Source organism: Azospirillum doebereinerae (assembly GCF_003989665.1).
GTDB lineage: Bacteria > Pseudomonadota > Alphaproteobacteria > Azospirillales > Azospirillaceae > Azospirillum > Azospirillum doebereinerae.
On sequence record NZ_RZIJ01000032.1, the window covers coordinates 1 to 16,693 of the forward strand.

Annotated in this window: 16 protein-coding genes and 2 pseudogenes; 6 read left to right on the plus strand and 12 right to left on the minus strand. The window is 69.0% G+C overall.

The genetic code is table 11. The features are described 5' to 3' along the window. Window positions 1-152: 152 nt before the first annotated feature. The 8 genes and pseudogenes from EJ913_RS31935 to EJ913_RS33300 form a co-directional block, all read right to left on the minus strand. A pseudogene (locus tag EJ913_RS31935) lies at window positions 153-380 on the minus strand (phage portal protein); the annotation flags it as partial. Between the two features lie 12 nt (window positions 381-392). Beyond that, window positions 393-515, minus strand: a complete 123-nt coding sequence (locus tag EJ913_RS33120; RefSeq protein WP_280531399.1) for a hypothetical protein — start codon at window positions 513-515, stop codon at window positions 393-395. Next, a complete protein-coding gene (gene gpW / locus EJ913_RS27225; RefSeq protein WP_127003871.1) occupies window positions 515-760 on the minus strand; it encodes a gpW family head-tail joining protein in 246 nt (81 codons plus the stop codon). Before gpW ends, EJ913_RS33120 begins: the two co-directional genes overlap by 1 nt. 64 nt (window positions 761-824) lie before the next feature. Next, window positions 825-2,892, minus strand: a pseudogene (locus tag EJ913_RS27230) (phage terminase large subunit family protein). Window positions 2,893-2,978: 86 nt separating this feature from the next. Then, a complete protein-coding gene (locus tag EJ913_RS27235) occupies window positions 2,979-3,515 on the minus strand; it encodes a DUF1441 family protein (RefSeq protein WP_127003875.1) in 537 nt (178 codons plus the stop codon). 1 nt (window position 3,516) lies between these two features. Then, window positions 3,517-3,717 (minus strand): helix-turn-helix transcriptional regulator, encoded by a 201-nt coding sequence (locus EJ913_RS27240; RefSeq protein ID WP_127003877.1) that lies wholly within the window; start codon window positions 3,715-3,717, stop codon window positions 3,517-3,519. A 124-nt stretch (window positions 3,718-3,841) separates the two neighbouring features. Continuing rightward, window positions 3,842-4,621, minus strand: coding sequence for a tyrosine-type recombinase/integrase (locus EJ913_RS27245; RefSeq protein WP_185909963.1), 780 nt, complete (start codon window positions 4,619-4,621; stop codon window positions 3,842-3,844). A gap of 3 nt (window positions 4,622-4,624) precedes the next feature. Beyond that, complete coding sequence (locus EJ913_RS33300) at window positions 4,625-4,945, minus strand: Arm DNA-binding domain-containing protein (protein ID WP_425321128.1); 321 nt, start codon at window positions 4,943-4,945, stop codon at window positions 4,625-4,627. 243 nt (window positions 4,946-5,188) lie between these two features. Between EJ913_RS33300 and EJ913_RS27255 the strand changes: the two genes are divergently transcribed. The 3 genes from EJ913_RS27255 (at window position 5,189) to EJ913_RS27265 (ending at window position 7,808) form a co-directional block, all read left to right on the plus strand. Continuing rightward, on the plus strand, window positions 5,189-5,425 hold the full coding sequence (locus tag EJ913_RS27255; RefSeq protein ID WP_244939510.1) for an IMP dehydrogenase: 237 nt from the start codon (window positions 5,189-5,191) through the stop codon (window positions 5,423-5,425). Window positions 5,426-5,544: 119 nt separating this feature from the next. Continuing rightward, window positions 5,545-7,389 carry an excinuclease ABC subunit UvrC gene (gene uvrC, locus EJ913_RS27260; RefSeq protein WP_127003883.1) on the plus strand — a complete coding sequence of 615 codons (1,845 nt, stop codon included), beginning with the start codon at window positions 5,545-5,547 and terminating at the stop codon, window positions 7,387-7,389. Window positions 7,390-7,598: 209 nt separating this feature from the next. Then, entirely contained in the window at window positions 7,599-7,808 is a 210-nt protein-coding gene (locus EJ913_RS27265; protein ID WP_127003885.1) for a hypothetical protein, read from the plus strand. Window positions 7,809-7,842: 34 nt separating this feature from the next. On the opposite strand, the gene EJ913_RS27270 is transcribed toward EJ913_RS27265, so the two are convergent. After that, window positions 7,843-8,103 (minus strand): hypothetical protein, encoded by a 261-nt coding sequence (locus EJ913_RS27270; RefSeq protein WP_238519176.1) that lies wholly within the window; start codon window positions 8,101-8,103, stop codon window positions 7,843-7,845. Between the two features lie 353 nt (window positions 8,104-8,456). On the opposite strand from EJ913_RS27270, the gene EJ913_RS27275 reads away from it, so the two are divergent. Genes EJ913_RS27275 through EJ913_RS27285 form a run of 3 tightly spaced genes read left to right on the plus strand, consistent with a single transcriptional unit; the run spans window position 8,457 to window position 11,274 of the window. Continuing rightward, a complete protein-coding gene (locus EJ913_RS27275; RefSeq protein WP_127003887.1) occupies window positions 8,457-9,707 on the plus strand; it encodes an allantoate amidohydrolase in 1,251 nt (416 codons plus the stop codon). Then, complete coding sequence (locus EJ913_RS27280; protein ID WP_127003889.1) at window positions 9,704-10,942, plus strand: M20/M25/M40 family metallo-hydrolase; 1,239 nt, start codon at window positions 9,704-9,706, stop codon at window positions 10,940-10,942. The genes EJ913_RS27275 and EJ913_RS27280 overlap by 4 nt, the downstream gene beginning before the upstream one ends. Beyond that, entirely contained in the window at window positions 10,939-11,274 is a 336-nt protein-coding gene (locus EJ913_RS27285) for a hypothetical protein (protein WP_211099050.1), read from the plus strand. Before EJ913_RS27280 ends, EJ913_RS27285 begins: the two co-directional genes overlap by 4 nt. Before the next feature lie 49 nt (window positions 11,275-11,323). Here EJ913_RS27285 and EJ913_RS27290 read toward each other — a convergent pair whose 3' ends face one another. The 3 genes from EJ913_RS27290 to EJ913_RS27300 form a co-directional block, all read right to left on the minus strand. After that, window positions 11,324-13,123 carry an alpha/beta hydrolase gene (locus EJ913_RS27290; RefSeq protein ID WP_127003891.1) on the minus strand — a complete coding sequence of 600 codons (1,800 nt, stop codon included), beginning with the start codon at window positions 13,121-13,123 and terminating at the stop codon, window positions 11,324-11,326. Further along, on the minus strand, window positions 13,120-15,450 hold the full coding sequence (locus EJ913_RS27295) for a glycoside hydrolase family 2 protein (RefSeq protein ID WP_244939511.1): 2,331 nt from the start codon (window positions 15,448-15,450) through the stop codon (window positions 13,120-13,122). The genes EJ913_RS27290 and EJ913_RS27295 overlap by 4 nt, the downstream gene beginning before the upstream one ends. Window positions 15,451-15,741: 291 nt before the next feature. After that, window positions 15,742-16,689, minus strand: a complete 948-nt coding sequence (locus EJ913_RS27300) for a DUF1839 family protein (protein ID WP_127003893.1) — start codon at window positions 16,687-16,689, stop codon at window positions 15,742-15,744. Between the last annotated feature and the right edge of the window lie 4 nt (window positions 16,690-16,693).

Genomic DNA, 16,693 nt, shown 5'->3' on the forward strand with positions numbered 1-16,693 from the left:
CCACCGCCGCCACACGCTGGCCGCCGGTCACCAAACGAACCGCCTCTTCCTTGAACTCAAGCGTGTAACGCGCCCGCACCGTCTTCGCCATCTCGTCTCCAGTCCGTTGCCGATTGTAGCCGGCTATGGGAGGCGTCGCACGCGGGCAAGGTCTACAGAGTGAACTTGGCCTCGACCTCGTTCTGGAACTCCTCAGCCCACGTCTCGTCCAGGCCAAGCACCTCATGGGCCGGCTTGGGGTTGAGGACGAACATCGCGCCGACGATGTTGTCCTTGCGGATATCGACGCCGGAACGGACATAGGCGTCGTTACGCGCCAGATCCCTCGCCCGAACGTCGAGGGTGTCTTTCTCGGAGAGGACATCGTCGTCGGCCGACCCGGCGGGTGGATTTCAGGTGGCAAGCTCGCGGTCGAACCGGCTTGACGCCTCGTAGGCGCCGCCGACCATGGCCGTCACCCGACCATCCAGGCCGAGCAACCGCTGCATCTCCGGGTCGCGCGCGAGGAAGCTCATCAGAACAGGAACCTCAGAGGACCGACGACGACGCCCGGCGCGGTGACGCCGCACTCAGCCGCCAACTGCCCCCGGAGCTGCTGGATGTAGGTGGCAAGCCGGTTGTGGTTGGCCGCCGTAAACTCGACGCGCTCCCCGTTCTGATCGACGAGAACGCGCACGGACTTCCCGAGTTGCAGGTCTTCATACGCCTGCTCGGCTCGCCCGAGGCGGTCGCGCAATTGCTGGCAGTCTTGCGGTGTCATGCCCTGCCCTCCGTCATGCGTCCCGGATTAACACAAATGATGGTATAAAGCAATTTTAACGTGACTATGAAAGCGCTTCGCCCAGCTTGGACAAGTCGAAGTCCGCGGCCTTCTGGACGAAGGGGCGCTCCTGCTGAACCGGGATGAACACAAGGTCGTTCTCATCCCACTCGCGCGCCCACGACGGCGGGGCGAGCCAATCGATGTTCTCGATTCCGACGAAGCGCGGGTGCAGGCAGACGGCGACCGTGTAGCAGAGCAAATCCCACGCCTCGTTGCGCAGACGCTTGAGGTTTTCCCACCCCTTCGCCGCGCGGTTCTCGGCGGTCAGTTCGGCGTAGAACCATCCCTCCAGCCAGACCGGGAAATTGACCATGCCGCCGTTGGGGTCCGTCCGCCCCAGCATCCCGTAGACCTGATCCTTGATCTGGTTCGAGTTGATCTCCAGCGCCCGCCTTCCGGTCCTTACGCTCGGAATCGGGATAGGAGATGCGGACTCGCGGGGCGTCGCGGTTCGGAACGCCCTTCACAAGCTGGAACCGGCGGTGGTGATCGGCGGGATGCTCGTCTCGCAGCCAGCGCCAGAAGGTGTAGGCGTTGGCCGTCACCCCCTCGCGACCTCCCGAGTCGCAGACGACGACCTTGATCGACATGTGCCGGCCGCTGCTGTCGTCGAGCGGATAGGTTTTCTCGATCACCTCATCGACCAGGGTTTGCCAATCCTCGGCGTGCGTGCCGGGGTTGACCCAGAGGATCTGGCTCTCATCGTCGGGGTCATGGCGGCGGGACCGCTTGATCGTGAAGCGGTCGATGACCGTGACATCGCCCCCGACGCCGATGCCATGGATCTGGACGACGAAGGCGTTTTTCTGCACGTCGATGGCGGCGACGAGGAAGCGGACGCCGTTCGGCACCACCTGTTCGCCGAGGTCGGTCGCCCGGTTCTTCAGGTCTTCCGGCAGGCGCTCCCCCGCCAAAGCGGGGTTGAGGAAGGGATGGCCTTGGTCGGTGTTGATCGTCGCCTTGAGGGCGCCGACATCCCCGGTCTTCTCGAACTCCTCGACCGCCTTCAGGTACTTGAAGACGAGATCCTTCCACGAGGCGAAGGAGGCCGCCACCCCCTTCCGCCAGAAGGAGGCAATGTCCGAGCGGATCGGCGTGCCGACAACGCTCCCGTCCTCCCGCCACACCATGCCGTCTTTGATCCACTGGCCGCCATGGTTCAGTTCGGCCTTGCCGGGCTGACCGGAGCCCGCCTCGTGGGTGTGACCGAAATTGCAATGGGGGCAGTTGAGCGTCGCCTGCTCGGCCGCCTCCAGGCGGTCGGCCGAGGCCGGGTAGGTGATGTGCTTGAAGTCCGCCTCGAACGGGCGTCGGCAGCGGGCGCAGCGCCAGTAGAAGCGGCGCCGGTCGCCGCGGTTGTAAAGCGCCAGGACACCTTGCGTCGGCGGGGCCTCATGCGGGCTGGCGGGCGACCAGCGGGGATGCTCGATTTCGTGGCCGGGGGAGGATTCGGCGACGGTCATGCCGTAACGCCCGAAGGTCTGGGTCCGCTTGCGCCCGAGGTCGAAGGGCGGCCCCTCCTTGTCCACGTCGCTCGGCATGCGGTCGTAATCCATGAACCACACGCGCGGGACCGTCTTGCCGGAAAGCTCGGTGATGGTCGGCCACTTGATCAGGAGGCGCATGCCGGACAGGAACCGGATGTCGTGGACGTTGAGATTCTGCCGGCCGGGAACGACACGGCCTCCCAGTGCCTTGGTGTGACGGAAGGCCTTGCGGAGGTCGCCGATGGACCAGTCGCGGGCGGTGCCCTGCGTCATGTGGACGAGGAGCATGTCCGCCGGGTCGCACACCGCCGTGTGGGTGAGCCAGTTGAAGAAGATGTCCGACTTGCCGCAGGGCGCCGGGCCGGCGAAGATCAGGCCGGTGTGGGCGGTCGAGGTCATCGTCTCCATGATCTCGACCAGATAAGGGGCGATCTCGTTCCGCCAAGGTCCGACATAGGAGCCGGGGTTGTTCAGCACCCGGTATTTCTCCGCGGCCTCGGCAACCGTCAGCCGCTCGGGCGGGCGAATGGACTCGGCGCAGGCGAGGAGGATGTCCTCCAGGGTGTTGAACATCAGCATCATATAATGTCCTCGTCCTCATCGTGCCCGGCGCGGTCTTCGCCCAACTGGTTCGGGGTGCCCCGCCGTTTGGAGAGGCCGAAGATGAACTAGTGGATGTCGTCCTGGACCTCGTCGATGACCGAGGCGAGGGCGGCCACCTGCTCCGGCGTCAGGCCGACCTCCCGATCCACGCGGTCGGGCACGATCATGAGCTTGGTCCGGATCTCCTGGAGCGTTTCCGAGAAGGTCGCGAGCACCCGCTCCGTCCGCCACAGGTTGCCGGCCCGCTCCTCGAAGCGCTGCTGCTTGAGCTTGGAGTTCCAGTACCCCTCGCGCAGACGCTCCGGAAGGTCTTCGGGCTTGAGGTCCTTCAGCATCCGGTTCAGTTCGACGCGCGGCTTGACCAGATAGGAGGCCGCTTCGGGAAGGTCGTAGAGCGGCGTGTTGTGCTTCCCCTGACCGACAGGAACGCAGCCGACGAGCTTTTTCTCGACGGTCGCGCGACCCATGCGGAACGCCTTCATCAACCAGGGTATGGAGACGCCGCCGCCGATCATGTGAACGTCGGCGGTGCGGAAGCTCAGCGTCTCGCCGATGTCGTTGGCCGGGACATCGCCGATCAGATCGTCATCGTCCCGTCGCATATCAGATAAAATCCTCAGCGTCGTTGAATAACCGCTTGCGCTTTACGCCATTGGCCCATTCACGAAGGTCGGAAGCGGGCCACATGGACGACGCGCCGATCCGGCAAGGAGGAGGGAACTCCTTCCTGTTGATCATCCTGTAGAGGGTGGCCTTGCTGACAGGGACGACGGCAAGCACCTCGTCAATGCGCAGGAACCGCATGTCGTCACTTATGAGAGCGTCGGAAGCCACGGCATCTCAAACCGCTTCAAATTTCACGTATTTTGTGTATAGTCACTTTAAAAGTGCGATTCAAGACGGATCACACAAGTCTCAGACGATCAAGTTACTTCGCCCACTCGCTCATCATTGCAACCCGCTCGTCCCAATAGAGTGCGCGGTTGTATTCCCGCCGAACGTCATTCTTTTCTATATGCCCTAGCTGCATCTCGATCACGTCAGGCCGATAGCCGAGCTCGTTCAGCATGGATGATGCACTCGCCCGAAACCCATGTGCGGTCATCTCCTCGCCAAAGCCGAGACGGATCAAGGCAGCGCGCAGGCCGTGGGATCCCATAGGCTTGTAAAACGACTGGGGCGATGGGAAGACGAAGCTATCTTTTCGGGAGTATGGTGATATTTCTCGCAGAATGACTCGGAGCTGCGGCGTTATCGGGACATCCAATGGCCGCTTCATTTTTGTCGTGCTGGCTGGAATTCGCCAAATTCCGTCTTCCAGATCGATGTCTTTCCACATGCACTGGCGAAGTTCACCTGGGCGGACGAAGGTCAATGCGAGCGCTTGAAGTGCGCATTTGATAGAAGGCCCCCACTCGTAGCCGTCAATAGCGCGCAGGAGTTCACCAAACCGATCTGGTTGAATGATCGCGGCGCGGTGGGTCACCTTCGGTGCCTTGGTCGCGTTGCGCAGGACTACAGTCGGATCGGTTGGCGCACGATCTGTCAGCGCCGCAAGACGGAAAACCCCGCCGATGATGGTTTTGGCGCGACGGGCCGTTTCAAGGCGCCCCGTCTTCTCGATTTCCTGTAAGAGTTCGAGTACTTCTCTTGGCCGTATCTGGGAGATGGGACGATGGCAGATCTTCTGGCAAACAATATCGATCAATATTCAACGGTTCTTGTCGATGGTTTGCGGCACATACCCCTTGTTCTCCAGCGTTCGGATATACTCCTCAGCAAGTGACCGGAACTTATTGTCCGAGGCCATTTTCGAGGATCTTGCAGACATCTTCTTTTTCTCGGAAGGATCAATCCCTTCCGCTATCAGCCGTCTTGCCTCTAGCTTTTTGTCCCGGACTTTCTGTAAAGTTACTTCAGGGTATCGTCCCATTGCGTAGGTGCGATATCTCCCGAGGACGCGGTAATTTAGGCGCCATAGTTTAGAGCCGTTTGTTTCAATCAGAAGGTACATTCCTTCTGAGTCATTCAATTTTTACGGCTTATCGGCGGGCTTTGCATTCTTCACCGCTCTGTCCGTCAACATCGACATGCCTATCTCCCAGACGGCTGAATGATACCCCAAATACTACCCTCAAAAGCTTGTGCTTCACTGATGCGCATCAAAACCTCTCGCACTGGTTTAAAAAATTCACCTTTATGATTCAGATACTTATGATCCACACCGAGACATCGTGATTTTATTGAAAACCGCTAAAATGCGACCTTCTACGGCATGTCGTCGGACACGGCGATGCACAAATACGCCGGGGGCGTCGCGTCCTACCGCGCGTCGGAGGGCAAGACGGTCGAGGTCCCCTATCGCGGCCCCATCGAAGGCACGATGCAGGAGATCATGGGCGGCGTGCGCAGTATGATGACCTACATCGGCGCGACGAAGCTGAAGGAGGTTCCCAAGCGCACCACCTTCGTCCGCGTCAGCGCCCAGTTGAACAAAGTCTTCGGGGGGTGATGACGCCCTCTCCCGCCCCGGGAGAGGGCGAATCCCCGCCTGAATCTTATCCCTTGTACCCGCTCCGTTCCCCTGCTTGGTTAGGCCCCGCGTTTCCGACTTGAACCCGAGGCCTGCCCATGGACGGAGCGGACGTCATCCGCGCCCAGTTGCCGCTTCTGCCGGACACCCCCGGCGTCTACCGCATGCTGGGGGCCGACGGGTCGGTCCTCTACGTCGGCAAGGCCAAGCACCTGAAGCGCCGGGTCGCCAGCTACACCCGGACCGAGGGCCTGCCCAACCGCACCCGCCGCATGGTCGCGCTGACCCGCGCCATGGAGTTCGTCACCACCCCCACCGAGGCCGAGGCGCTGCTGCTGGAGGCCAACCTCATCCGCAGCCTGCTGCCCCCCTTCAACGTGCTGGTGAAGGACGACCGGTCCTTCTCCTACGTGGTGATCGGGCGCGGCCACGAGTTTCCCCGGCTGATGCACCAGCGCGGCGGCAGCGCGCGCAACGCCCGCGAGACCGACCGCTTCGGCCCCTACGCCGCGCCGCATCTGGTCGGCATGACCATCGCCACGCTGCAACGCGCCTTCCTGCTGCGGACCTGCGACGACGGGGTGTTCGCCTCGCGCACCCGGCCCTGCCTGCAGCACCAGATCAAGCGCTGCTCCGCGCCTTGCGTCGGCCGCGCCAGCGAGGAGGAGTACGCCGAACAGGTCCAGGGCGTGCGCGACGTGCTGTCGGGCCGCAGCGCCCAGGTGCAGGCCGAGTTCGCCGAACGCATGATGGCCAGTTCCGACCGGCTGGAATACGAGGACGCCGCCCGCTGGCGCGACCGCATCCGCGCCCTGACCGCGCTGCAGAGCCGCCAGGACATCAACCTGGAGGGCGTGATCGACGAGGCCGACGTGCTGGCGCTCCACGCCGAGGGCGGCACCGCCTGCGTCCAGGCCTTCTTCTTCCGGGGCGGGCGCAACCAGGGCACCCGCGCCTTCTTCCCCCGCCACGACCGCGAGGAGGAGGAGGCCGACATCCTCGCCGCCTTCGCCGCCCAGCTCTACCAGGACACGCCGCCCCCGGCGCTGCTGCTGCTGAGCCACGACATCGCGGCGCCGGACCTGCTGGCCGAGGCGCTGAGCCTGCGCGCCGGACGCCGCGTGTCCGTGGAGACTCCCAAACGCGGCCCCAAGCGCCGCACGGTGGAGCACGCGCTGACCAACGCCCGCGACGCCCACGGCCGCCGTCTGGCCGAGCGTTCGACCCAGGCGGTGCTGCTCGACGGGGTGGCCAAGCTGTTCGGCCTGCCGGCCCCGCCCAACCGCATCGAGATCTACGACACCTCGCACATCCAGGGCGCCTTCCCGGTCGGCGCGATGGTGGTCGCCGGCCCCGAGGGGTTCCAGCGCAACGCCTACCGCCGCTTCTTCATCCGCGACCCCGAGGCGGCCGGCGACGACTACGCGATGATGCGCGAGACCTTCTTCCGCCGCTTCGCGCGGGCGCGCAAGGACGACCCCGACCGCAAGGCCGGGCTGTGGCCCGACCTCATCCTGGTCGACGGCGGGCTGGGGCAGTTGAACGCCGTCCACGAGGTGCTGCAGACGCTGGGCATCGGCGAGCTGCCGCTGGCCGCCATCGCCAAGGGGCCGGACCGCAACGCCGGGCGCGAGCGCTTCTTCCAGCCCGGCAAGCCGGTGTTCGACCTGCCGCACAACGACCCGATCCTGCATTTCCTGCAACGGCTGCGCGACGAGGCCCACCGCACCGCCATCGACACCCACCGCGCCCGGCGGACCAAGGCGATCACCCGCAGCCGCATCGACGACATCCCCGGCATCGGCCCGGCGCGCAAGAAGGCGCTGCTGCACCATTTCGGCAGCTCCAACGCCGTCGCCTCGGCCGGGTTGACCGACCTGGAGGCCGCCCCCGGCATCAGCCGCGCCGTCGCCCGGATGCTGTACGAGCATTTCCACGGCTGAATGTCACCACCAAACGCGCCGGCGACGCCGGGACCTTGCGACGGTTCGCGACGCGTCCTGTGGACCGACCAAGCGGATGCGCGCGGTGCCGGGCTGACCCGCGCGGCGATAAGGAGGGGGCGCGGGTCCGCTTAAGACTTGCTTAACCGTCCGGGATCAATGTCCCGCTGGCTTTCCCCACCACAGTCCTCTGGAATCGAGCGCCTATCATGGGCAACAAGACGATCAAGCTTTCCGACAAGGGCACCTACCGCGACGTCGCCCTCGACCAGCTGCCGCGCAACGTCCGCGCCGCCGTGACCGATCTGTCGGCCAAGAATCCCGTGTCCGACATCCTGGTCGATCAGGCCGGCATGCTGTACCGCATCCACCTGACCGCCCCGGCCAACATCTATCTGGACGTGCTCGCGGTCGCCTGACCGCCCGGCCCGCCTGTCTTGCGGCGGCTCCGCGTCAGTGCGGCCGCCCCTCCAGCCGGCGCAGGGCACGATCCAGCACCGGCAGCGGCGTCGTCAGCACGACGCCGCCCAGGATGGCCCGCACGTCCTCGATGTCGAGCTTCGTCGCGGCGGCCACCGCGTGCTCGTCCAGGCCGCGATCCTCGGCCAGCAGCGCGATCCACCCGGCCAGGGTCCGGGCCTGCGCCATCTGCGCGCGGGTGGCCAGCACCGGCCAGCGCCCCGACACCGGCGTCGCGTTCTCGAACGGAATCATCGCGTCCTCCCCAGGAGTTTCGATCGGATTGAAGGCTTGCGCCTTTCGCAACTGCACAAATCAAACGGGGTCATCCGACTGCACGGATTGGTGCTTTTCGACACGATAGCTCCGTTGGAGACTTGATCACAACCTCTCCAACGGCATACTCGACTTGCCAAAGGTCACCTTGCACTGCATTCTTCGCAGTCGAAGCGATGTTTGCCCAACGCTTCGGGTTTCTTTGAAACTGTCTTCGCGGTCTGGGGGCTAGGGGTGGCGAAGATCATGGGCGTATGATCCGGGCGTCCATCGTTCCGCCCAAAGTCCCTGTTCCCTCGGGGTCTCTCCCACGCTTGCCGGATCCGCTCCCGATGCCCGATTCCCCGCTTTCCGGCCCGGCCCTTCTGGCGCGCATCGACGCGCTGGCGGCGATCAGCGCCGAGCCGGGACGCCTGTCGCGCCTGTACCTGACGCCTGAGCACCGCCGCGCCAACGACCTCGTCGCCGTCTGGATGCGCGAGGCCGGGATGGCCGTGCGCGAGGATGGCGTCGGCAACATCGTCGGGCGCTACGAGGGCGACCGGCCGGGCCTGCCGGCGTTGCTGATCGGCTCGCACCTCGACACCGTGCGCGACGCCGGGAGATACGACGGCATGCTGGGGGTGCTGTCGGGCATCGCCGTCGTCGCCGAACTGCACGCCCAGGGCCGCCGCCTGCCCTTCGCGGTCGAAGTGATCGGCTTCGGCGACGAGGAGGGCACCCGCTTCCAGTCCACCCTGATCGGCAGCCGCGCCATCGCCGGCGCCTTCGACCCGGCGGTGCTGGACAAGCGCGACGCCGACGGCGTCCGGCTGGGCGACGCGCTGGCCGCCTTCGGCAAGGATCCCGCCGCCTGGGCGACCGCCGCCTACGATCCCGTCACGGTGCTGGCCTACGCCGAACTCCACATCGAGCAGGGACCGGTGCTAGAATCGCTCGACCGCGCGGTCGGGGTTGTCAGCGCCATCGCCGGGGCCACGCGGCTGGCGGTGACGGTGGACGGCTTCGCCGGCCACGCCGGCACGGTGCCGATGACGCTGCGCCGCGACGCGCTGGCCGCCGCCGCCGAGATGATCCTCGCCGTGGAAACGCTCTGCTCGGGCGCCGAGCGGTTGGTCGGCACGGTCGGCCGGATCGAGGCGGCGCCCGGCGCCACCAACGTCATCCCCGGCCGGGTCCGCTTCACCATCGACCTGCGCGCCGACCGCGACGCCTTGCGGCTGGAGCGCGTCGCCGCCGTCCGCGCCGGGCTTGCGGAGATCGCCGCCCGGCGCAACGTCGGCATCGCCTTCGAGACGCTGCACGAAAGCCCGGCCGTCGCCTGCCACCCGGCGCTGATGGCGCAGTTCGCCGCCGCCGCCACGGCGCTCGGCCTCGACGCGCCGGAGCTGCCGAGCGGCGCCGGGCACGACGCCATGGCGGTCGCCGGCCTGACCGACATCGCCATGCTGTTCGTGCGCTGCGACCGTGGCATCTCGCACAACCCGGCCGAAAGCATCACCGCCGCCGACGCCGAGGCCGGCGCCCGCGTGCTCGCCCGTTTCGTCGACCATTTCCAGCCCGCATCGGACCGCGCCCCATGACCGACCGCCTTTCCACCGGCACAGACGCCTTGGCCGCCGCCGTCGACGCCTCCTTCGACGCCGAGACCCGCTTCCTGGCGGAGTTGGTCAAGGTGCCGTCGGACAACCCGCCCGGCGACTGCGCCCCCCACGCCGCCCGCGCGGCGGAACTGCTGGAGGCGATGGGCTTCACGGTCGAGCGCCACCCGGTGCCGGACGACCTGGTCCGCGCCAACGGCATGGTCAGCGCGACCAACCTCGTCGTCCGCCACCGCTTCGGAGACGGCCCGGTGGTGGCGCTGAACGCCCACGGCGACGTGGTGCCGCCCGGCGAGGGCTGGAGCGCCGATCCCTACGGCGCCGAGATCCGCGACGGGGTGATGTACGGGCGCGGCGTCGCCGTGTCGAAATCGGACTTCGCCACCTACGCCTTCGCGCTGAAGGCGCTGATGGCGGCCGGCAGCCCCCTCAAGGGCGCGGTGGAACTGCACCTGACCTACGACGAGGAGGCCGGCGGCGAGATCGGCCCGAAATGGCTGCTCGATCAGGGCATCTCCAAGCCGGACTACGCGGTGTCGGCCAGCTTCGCCTATTCGGTGGTGACGGCGCACAACGGCTGCCTGCATCTGGAGGTCCAGATCAACGGCAAGTCGGCCCACGCCGCCCGCCCCGACACCGGCTTCGACGCGCTGGAGGCGGCGAACGGCGTGCTGGCGGCGCTCTACGCCCACCGGCCGGAGCTGGCGACGCGCCTGTCGACGGTCCCCGGCATCACCCACCCGTCGCTGACGGTCGGGCTGATCCAGGGCGGCATCAACACCAACGTGGTGCCCGACCGCGTGACCTTCCGCCTCGACCGCCGCATGATCCCGGAAGAGAACCCCGCCGAGGTCGAGGCCGAACTGCGCGCCCTGATCGAGCGCGCCGCGTCGGGCTACACGGGCATCCGCGCCGAGGTGCGGCGCATCCTTCTGGCCCGCCCCTTCACCTCGGTCGGCGACGCCCCGCGCCTGGCCGGGCTGTTCGCCCGCCACGCCGAGGCGGTGCTGGGCGTGCCGGTGGCGCAGACCGGCATCCCGCTCTACACCGACGCGCGGCATTATTCGGAGGCCGGCATCCCCACCGTGCTCTACGGCGCCGGCCCACGCGACCTGCTGGAGGCCAACGGCCACCGCGCCGACGAGAAGCTGGTGCTGGAGGATCTGCGCAAGGCGACGCTGGTGGTCGCGCGCACGCTGGCGGAGCTGCTGGGTTGAACGCCTGGGGAGCGATGGCGCTCCTCGTCACGCTGGCCGGGCCGGGCGCGGCCTTCGCCGCCGACCCGGCCTTCCTGCCCAACGACCCGAAGCGCCCGGTCGAGGCGATCAGCCGCGACCTCGGCGTCCGGCCGGAGCAGTTCGTCGCCTGCTTCAACGAGGTGCGCCCGGCCCCGAACGGCGACCGCCCGACGGCGGCGCGCGTCCACGCCAACAAGGCGGTGCTGTTGGGCTGCCTGCAACGGGCCAACCCGGCGATCACCAACGACGGGCTGGACACGGTGATGGACCGTCACCGTCCGGGCGGACGCGAGGCGCAGAGGCCACGGTAAGGGGTTTGCTTGGGCAGGACTGGATGGGGCCGACGCGGTTGCCCCCGCCTCACCCCACCTGTTCCTCCGGCGGAAGCGGGCTGAAGCTCCAGCCGGCCAGCACGCCGCCGGCCGCGAGCGCCGGATCCGCCTGCCCCAGCGACTCCAGATGCCCGTCGATCAGCCGGTCGAGCCGCTTGCGCGCCGCCCAGTCGGTCAGGCTGTGGTCGGCGCGCTCCAGATACTCCACCCGGATGCCCGGCAGCCCGTGCAGGCAGCGGCCGCCGGGGCCGAGATGCAGCTCGAACTCGCCGTAGGTCATGTCGCCGACGCTGTAGACCAGCAGCACCCGCCGGCCCTGCGCCGACAGGCGGCGGAACACCTTCAGCACCCCGGCGGTCAGGCCGGACTTGATCAGCGCCTTGCGGCCGAGCCGGGTGACCAGCCGCTTCACCAGCCCGGTCACGCGGCTGCGGTTGCGCAGCATCGCGCGCAGCTTGGCCGGCCGCAGCGCCTCGCGCAGATAGCCGCGCGCCGAGCGGTGGGCCACCGAACGCAGCACCTCCACCACCGCGACGCCCTTGCCCAGCTCGAACCGCCCCGGATTGAGCAGGATCTGCCCCGCCACCCGGCTATCCCCCTGACCGGAGTCGCCCAACCCGGCCAGCAAGGCCGGCGCGCCGCCCGCGCACAGGCCGATGATGACGCAGCGATCGTGCCCCTCGCCCTCCAGCCAGTCGAGCGCGGCGCGGACGTCGGTCATGACCGTCTGGGTGTAGAGCAGGTTGTCCGGCTGGCCGGGCCGCGCCGGGCTGTCGCCGATGCCGGCCACGTCGATGCGCAGCGACGTGTAGCCCAGCGCCGCCAGCCGCCGCGCCTGCAGCACCGTCGCCCGGCCCGAGCCGACATGGTGCGTCGCCCCGCTGTTCAGGAACAGGATCGCCGGCCGGTTGCCGCCCCCATCGGCCAGGATCGGCGCGCAGGCGATGCCGAACAGCGCCGGATCGCCGCCGATGAACACCGGCCGCTCCACCGCCGCCGCCATCATCAGGCCGGCCGGGCGTTCGGGCGGCGGGGTGGCGCCCTGCCCGACCCCGCCCGCCGTCAGCCACGCCGTCACCGGCGCGAAGGCCGCCCCGGCCTCGGCCCGCTGCGGCTGCTGGACCAGTTCGGGCGAGCCGGCGAAGACGCCACGCTCCACCGCCGCCCCCAGCCCGCCGAGCCGCGCGGCCAGCTGCGCCATCCCGCGCGACTCCGCCTTGTCGAGCAGCAGGGCCCGGCGCGCCGCAGGCGCGTGTCCCGTCGCCCGGCCGTCCAGCGCGGTCAGCTCCAGCGCGGTCTCCGGCGTCAGCGCGAAGCCGACGACGTTCAACTGCCCGGCGCGCTCGGGCAGCGCCTCCTCCGGTCCCGGCAGGGCGACGATGCGGGACAGCGCCTGCATCTCGCGCACCGCGATGCGGCCGGTCGGCGGCGGCGTCACCAGCACCAGCGCGTCGACGCCCTCCCCCTTCGCCGCCGCTTCCTCCGCCGCGACCAGGGCGAGCAGCCCGCCCAGCCGGTAGCCGACCAGGGCGACCTCGGCGACGCCGGTGTCCTCGCGCAGGCGGCGCACCGCCGCGTGGACGCTGTCGAGCCACGCCCGAACCCGGCCGGGGTCGGAATCGTCGCCCGCCGAATCGCCCAGCCCGTGGTAATCGAAGCGCAGCGTCGGCAGCCCGGCCGCCGCCAGCGATTCCGCAAACCCCTTCCAGGCGCGGTGGACGCACAGCTCCTCGTGGCCGTGCGGGCCGCACAGCACCACGCCGCGCCGCCCCCCGGCCGGGTGCAGCCACCCGAAACACCCCTCGAACACCACCGGCGTCGGCGTCATGCATTCCCCCTGTATCGGATGGGGGCCGACGCGTTCAGCGCGTGGACCTCGCCATCCGGAGCTTTCGTCGTTCCGGCACGCGGCAACAGGCGGACCGTCCGCGCGGCGCCGGGGGGAAGATGGAACCACGCGTCCTGCGCGCGGTAGCCGTCGTCCTCCACATGCACCGAGCAGGCGAACCGCCGGGTGGTCAACGTCAGCGCCCAACCGTCCTCCCCGTGCCGGACCTCGACGGTCAGGCCCAGATCGGCGCGCGGCAGGGCGCGCCCCTTAGGGAAATGAAAGGATTGGGCGATTGGTTCCGCGTCGGTCTCCGCCCCCTCCGAACGGGTCAGCGTCAGTACCACCACGTCGTGCGCCGCCGGCCCGAAGCGGTAGGCGTGGGTCAGATCGAAGAAGCGGTCGGACAGCGCCGCCGCCGGAATCGTCTGGGCGGAGCGCGGCGGCAGGGCGACGGCGCGTTCGGCCCGGAACACCGGAACGGCGCCGTCGCGCAAGGCCGTCAGGGTCACGACCGCCGGGATCGCGGCGGCGGTCTCGTTGAGCAGGTGGACCGCCAACCCGTTGACGCCCTCGTCGGTCAGCGCCGCCTGGACCGGGCGGAAAGCGCGCCTCATGGCGTGCCACGCCGCCTTGGGCGTGCCGTCCGACGCCACGACGCCCCAGCCGGCCCCCGGCCACAGGTCCCGCCACAGCCAGACCAGCCCCCCGGCGCAGGTCGAGCCGGCCCGCCGCCACTCGCCGAACACGCTCTCGATCACCTCGCCGGTGACGGCGCGGGACAGGCGCAGGTAGCGGTCAGGATCCTCGTAGCGCAGGCGGCGCGGATCGACGGCGTAAAGCGTCTCCAGGTAATGGTCGCGCACGTCCTCGAAATCCCAGGAGGCGCCGGTGTCGCGCGGCACCCGCTCCTTCCAGCGGGGGTGGTGGACGGCGGGGACGCCGAGCGCTCCATCGGACAGTCCGTCGGGGACGTGCGAGAAGGCGAGGCATTCGGCGGCGAAACGCACCCCGGCGCGCCGCGCGTCGTCGAGCGGGCGCTGGTAGGCGCCGACCCCGTAGTAATGCGACACGCCCGAATCGGCGATGAACGGCAGCGCCCCGCCGCTGGGGGAGTTCGGAACGAAGACCGCGTCGGGACGGCGGACGGCAAGCTCGCCTTGCAGGGTTTCCATCAGGACGGGCTGCGCCCAGGCGGCACGGGCGAGGCCCAGCATCGCGGCCTGCTGCTCCATCTCGCTGCCGCCGCACAGCACCGCCAGCGACGGCGACGCCTGGGTGCGGTCGAGCAGCTGCGCGATCTCCGCCCGCACGCCGTCGAGGAAGGCGGCGTCGGTGGGGTAGTCGAAATTGGCCAGCATGGCGTCCTGCCAGACCAGGATCCCCAGCTCGTCGCACAGGTCGAAGAAGGCGTCGGCCTCGTAGAGCATGGTGCCGCCGACGCGGACCATGTTGGCGCCGGCGTCGCGCAGCAGGGTCAGGCCGGGCTCGTAGGCCGCGCGGTCGCCGGACAGCCCGACGATGTCGGGCGGGGTCCAGCAGGCGCCGCGCGCGAAGATCCGCTCGCCGTTGACGACCAGCGCGAAGCCCTGGCCATCCGGTCCCCGGTCCACCTCCAGCGAACGGAAGCCGGTGCGGCCGAGGTCGATCCGGGTGTCGCCGATGCGGGCGGCGACGGCGTGCAAGGCCGGAGCGCCGTGGGTGTGCGGCCACCAGGGCTCGACGCCGGGGATGGTGAGGTCGCCGCGCAGGGTGTCGGCGTCGATCCAGGCCAGCGCGGCGGTTTGGCCGGCGACCTCGACCGTGGCGGGCGGGCGGGCGCCGTCGCGGGAGTCCACCGTCAGGGTCAGCGTCAGCCGGCCGTCGCGCCCGTCATAGGCGGTGCGCAGATCGGCGGCGCGGACGCGCAGGGGGCCGGCGTCGGCGACCAGCTCCACCGGACGGAAGGGGCCGACCGCGTGGACCGCCGGGCACCAGCCGGGCATGTGGCCGAGCAGGGTGGTGCGGACGAAGCGCAGCCCGGCCGGCTCCGCCAGGCGCGGGCGCCAGCGGGCGCGGCCCTTGCGCGCCGCGAGGTCCGGGTGCAGGGCGCGGAAGCGGAGGGTCAGCGTGGCCTCTCCGCCCAAGGTGACCGGGACCTCGTGGGCGAGAAACATGCTGTCCGAGGTGAGGATGCGTGTGTCGTCGAGCCAAGCCTCGGCCAGCGTGGCGAGGCCGTGGAAGCGCAAGCTGTGCGCCCCGTGGCCGTTCAGGCGGGTGCGGTAGACCACGTCACGGTCGTGCAGCGGCGCCGGCGCGTCGAACGACCACAGCCCGGCGTCCCGCAACGCCTGCGCGGCGGTGCCGGGGACCGGGGCGGGGATGAGGCTCCCTCTCCCGCCCCGGGAGAGGGAAGGGGCCCACGGCGGAAGCCGTGGGAAGGGTGAGGGGCTACCGGAACATGGATGAAGCACCACGCCCGCCAGCCCCTCACCCTCCCCACCGCTCTGCGGCGGGTCCCCTCCCTCTCCCGGGACGGGAGAGGGCCATTCTCCGGGACCGACCACCGTCATCTCCCACCCGTCGGTGACGGGGGTCACCGCCTGCCCGGTGACCGAGCGGATCCGCGCCACCGCCGGTCACCCGTACCGGCGGGTCAGCGCGCCGAGCGCCGTGTCGTGGGCGCGCTCCAACCGGTCGAAGGTCTCCGTGGGGTCCACCGGCTTCTTGCGCGCCACCGCGCGGGCCAACTGGAATTGCAGCGCCTTGGCACCCTCGGCGATGGTCGCGCACGCCTCCACAGCGTCCGCCGGGCCGTCCAGCCAGCGGACATGCGCGCCCAGCAACTCGAAATTCGCGCCGAGCTGGCGCAGCACGTTGAAGGCGTTCAGATGGAAATACGCCATCGGCCGCGACAGCAGACTGTCCAGATGCCGGGGAAACGCCGCCCGGTAGGCCGCGACCGGGTTGCCCGCCGGGCGCCGCGCCAGATGCCGACGCATCAACTCCAGCGACGCCGCCACCAGCGCGCCGCCGGTCAGGGGTGCCGCGCCCGGCTTGACGAACTCGACATAGGGAAACAGCGGCCCGCCGGCCGCCGCGAACAGCCGGTCGTAATCGGCGCCGTCGAGCGCGAAGAAGCCGGCGTTGTGGAAATACGCCATCCGCCGCGCCGCCGGGTCCAGTTCCGCGATCCCCACCGTCGTCTTCACATGGGTGACGCCGTAGGAGGTTCCCCGCGTGTCGGGCAGGTGGAAGCCGTCCACCTCGACCAGCACCAAGCCTTCCGGACGGCGCTCCAACTGCTCCACGACATGCGCCTCGACGCTGTCGTAGATCGCCAGCTCCTGCACCCGCAGACCGTAGAGCGTCTCCAGATCCTCCAGCGGCGGCTTGAAGAAGGTGAACTGGTCGCCCTCGAAATCCTGCGCCACGGTGAAGCCCAGCATCGCCAGCGGCTCCAGGCCGCGGGCGTGCAGGGCCTCGATCCACAGGTCGACGTAGCAGTTGGTCTCCGGCCACACCCGGTCGCCCGCGTGCAGCGGGTGCGGCGTGTAAGCGGCCGGATCGGGCCGGAGGGCGGGCATCCCG

Excerpts from the sequence above, each read along its gene's own strand:
- EJ913_RS33120 (WP_280531399.1), bottom strand. The coding sequence starts at position 515 with ATGAGCTTCCTCGCGCGCGACCCGGAGATGCAGCGGTTGCTCGGCCTG.
- gpW (WP_127003871.1), bottom strand. The coding sequence starts at position 760 with ATGACACCGCAAGACTGCCAGCAATTGCGCGACCGCCTCGGGCGAGCC.
- EJ913_RS27235 (WP_127003875.1), bottom strand. The coding sequence starts at position 3,515 with ATGCGACGGGACGATGACGATCTGATCGGCGATGTCCCGGCCAACGAC.
- EJ913_RS27240 (WP_127003877.1), bottom strand. The coding sequence starts at position 3,717 with ATGCGGTTCCTGCGCATTGACGAGGTGCTTGCCGTCGTCCCTGTCAGC.
- EJ913_RS27255 (WP_244939510.1), top strand. The coding sequence starts at position 5,189 with ATGTCGTCGGACACGGCGATGCACAAATACGCCGGGGGCGTCGCGTCC.
- uvrC (WP_127003883.1), top strand. The coding sequence starts at position 5,545 with ATGGACGGAGCGGACGTCATCCGCGCCCAGTTGCCGCTTCTGCCGGAC.
- EJ913_RS27265 (WP_127003885.1), top strand. The coding sequence starts at position 7,599 with ATGGGCAACAAGACGATCAAGCTTTCCGACAAGGGCACCTACCGCGAC.
- EJ913_RS27270 (WP_238519176.1), bottom strand. The coding sequence starts at position 8,103 with ATGATTCCGTTCGAGAACGCGACGCCGGTGTCGGGGCGCTGGCCGGTG.
- EJ913_RS27275 (WP_127003887.1), top strand. The coding sequence starts at position 8,457 with ATGCCCGATTCCCCGCTTTCCGGCCCGGCCCTTCTGGCGCGCATCGAC.
- EJ913_RS27280 (WP_127003889.1), top strand. The coding sequence starts at position 9,704 with ATGACCGACCGCCTTTCCACCGGCACAGACGCCTTGGCCGCCGCCGTC.
- EJ913_RS27290 (WP_127003891.1), bottom strand. The coding sequence starts at position 13,123 with ATGACGCCGACGCCGGTGGTGTTCGAGGGGTGTTTCGGGTGGCTGCAC.
- EJ913_RS27300 (WP_127003893.1), bottom strand. The coding sequence starts at position 16,689 with ATGCCCGCCCTCCGGCCCGATCCGGCCGCTTACACGCCGCACCCGCTG.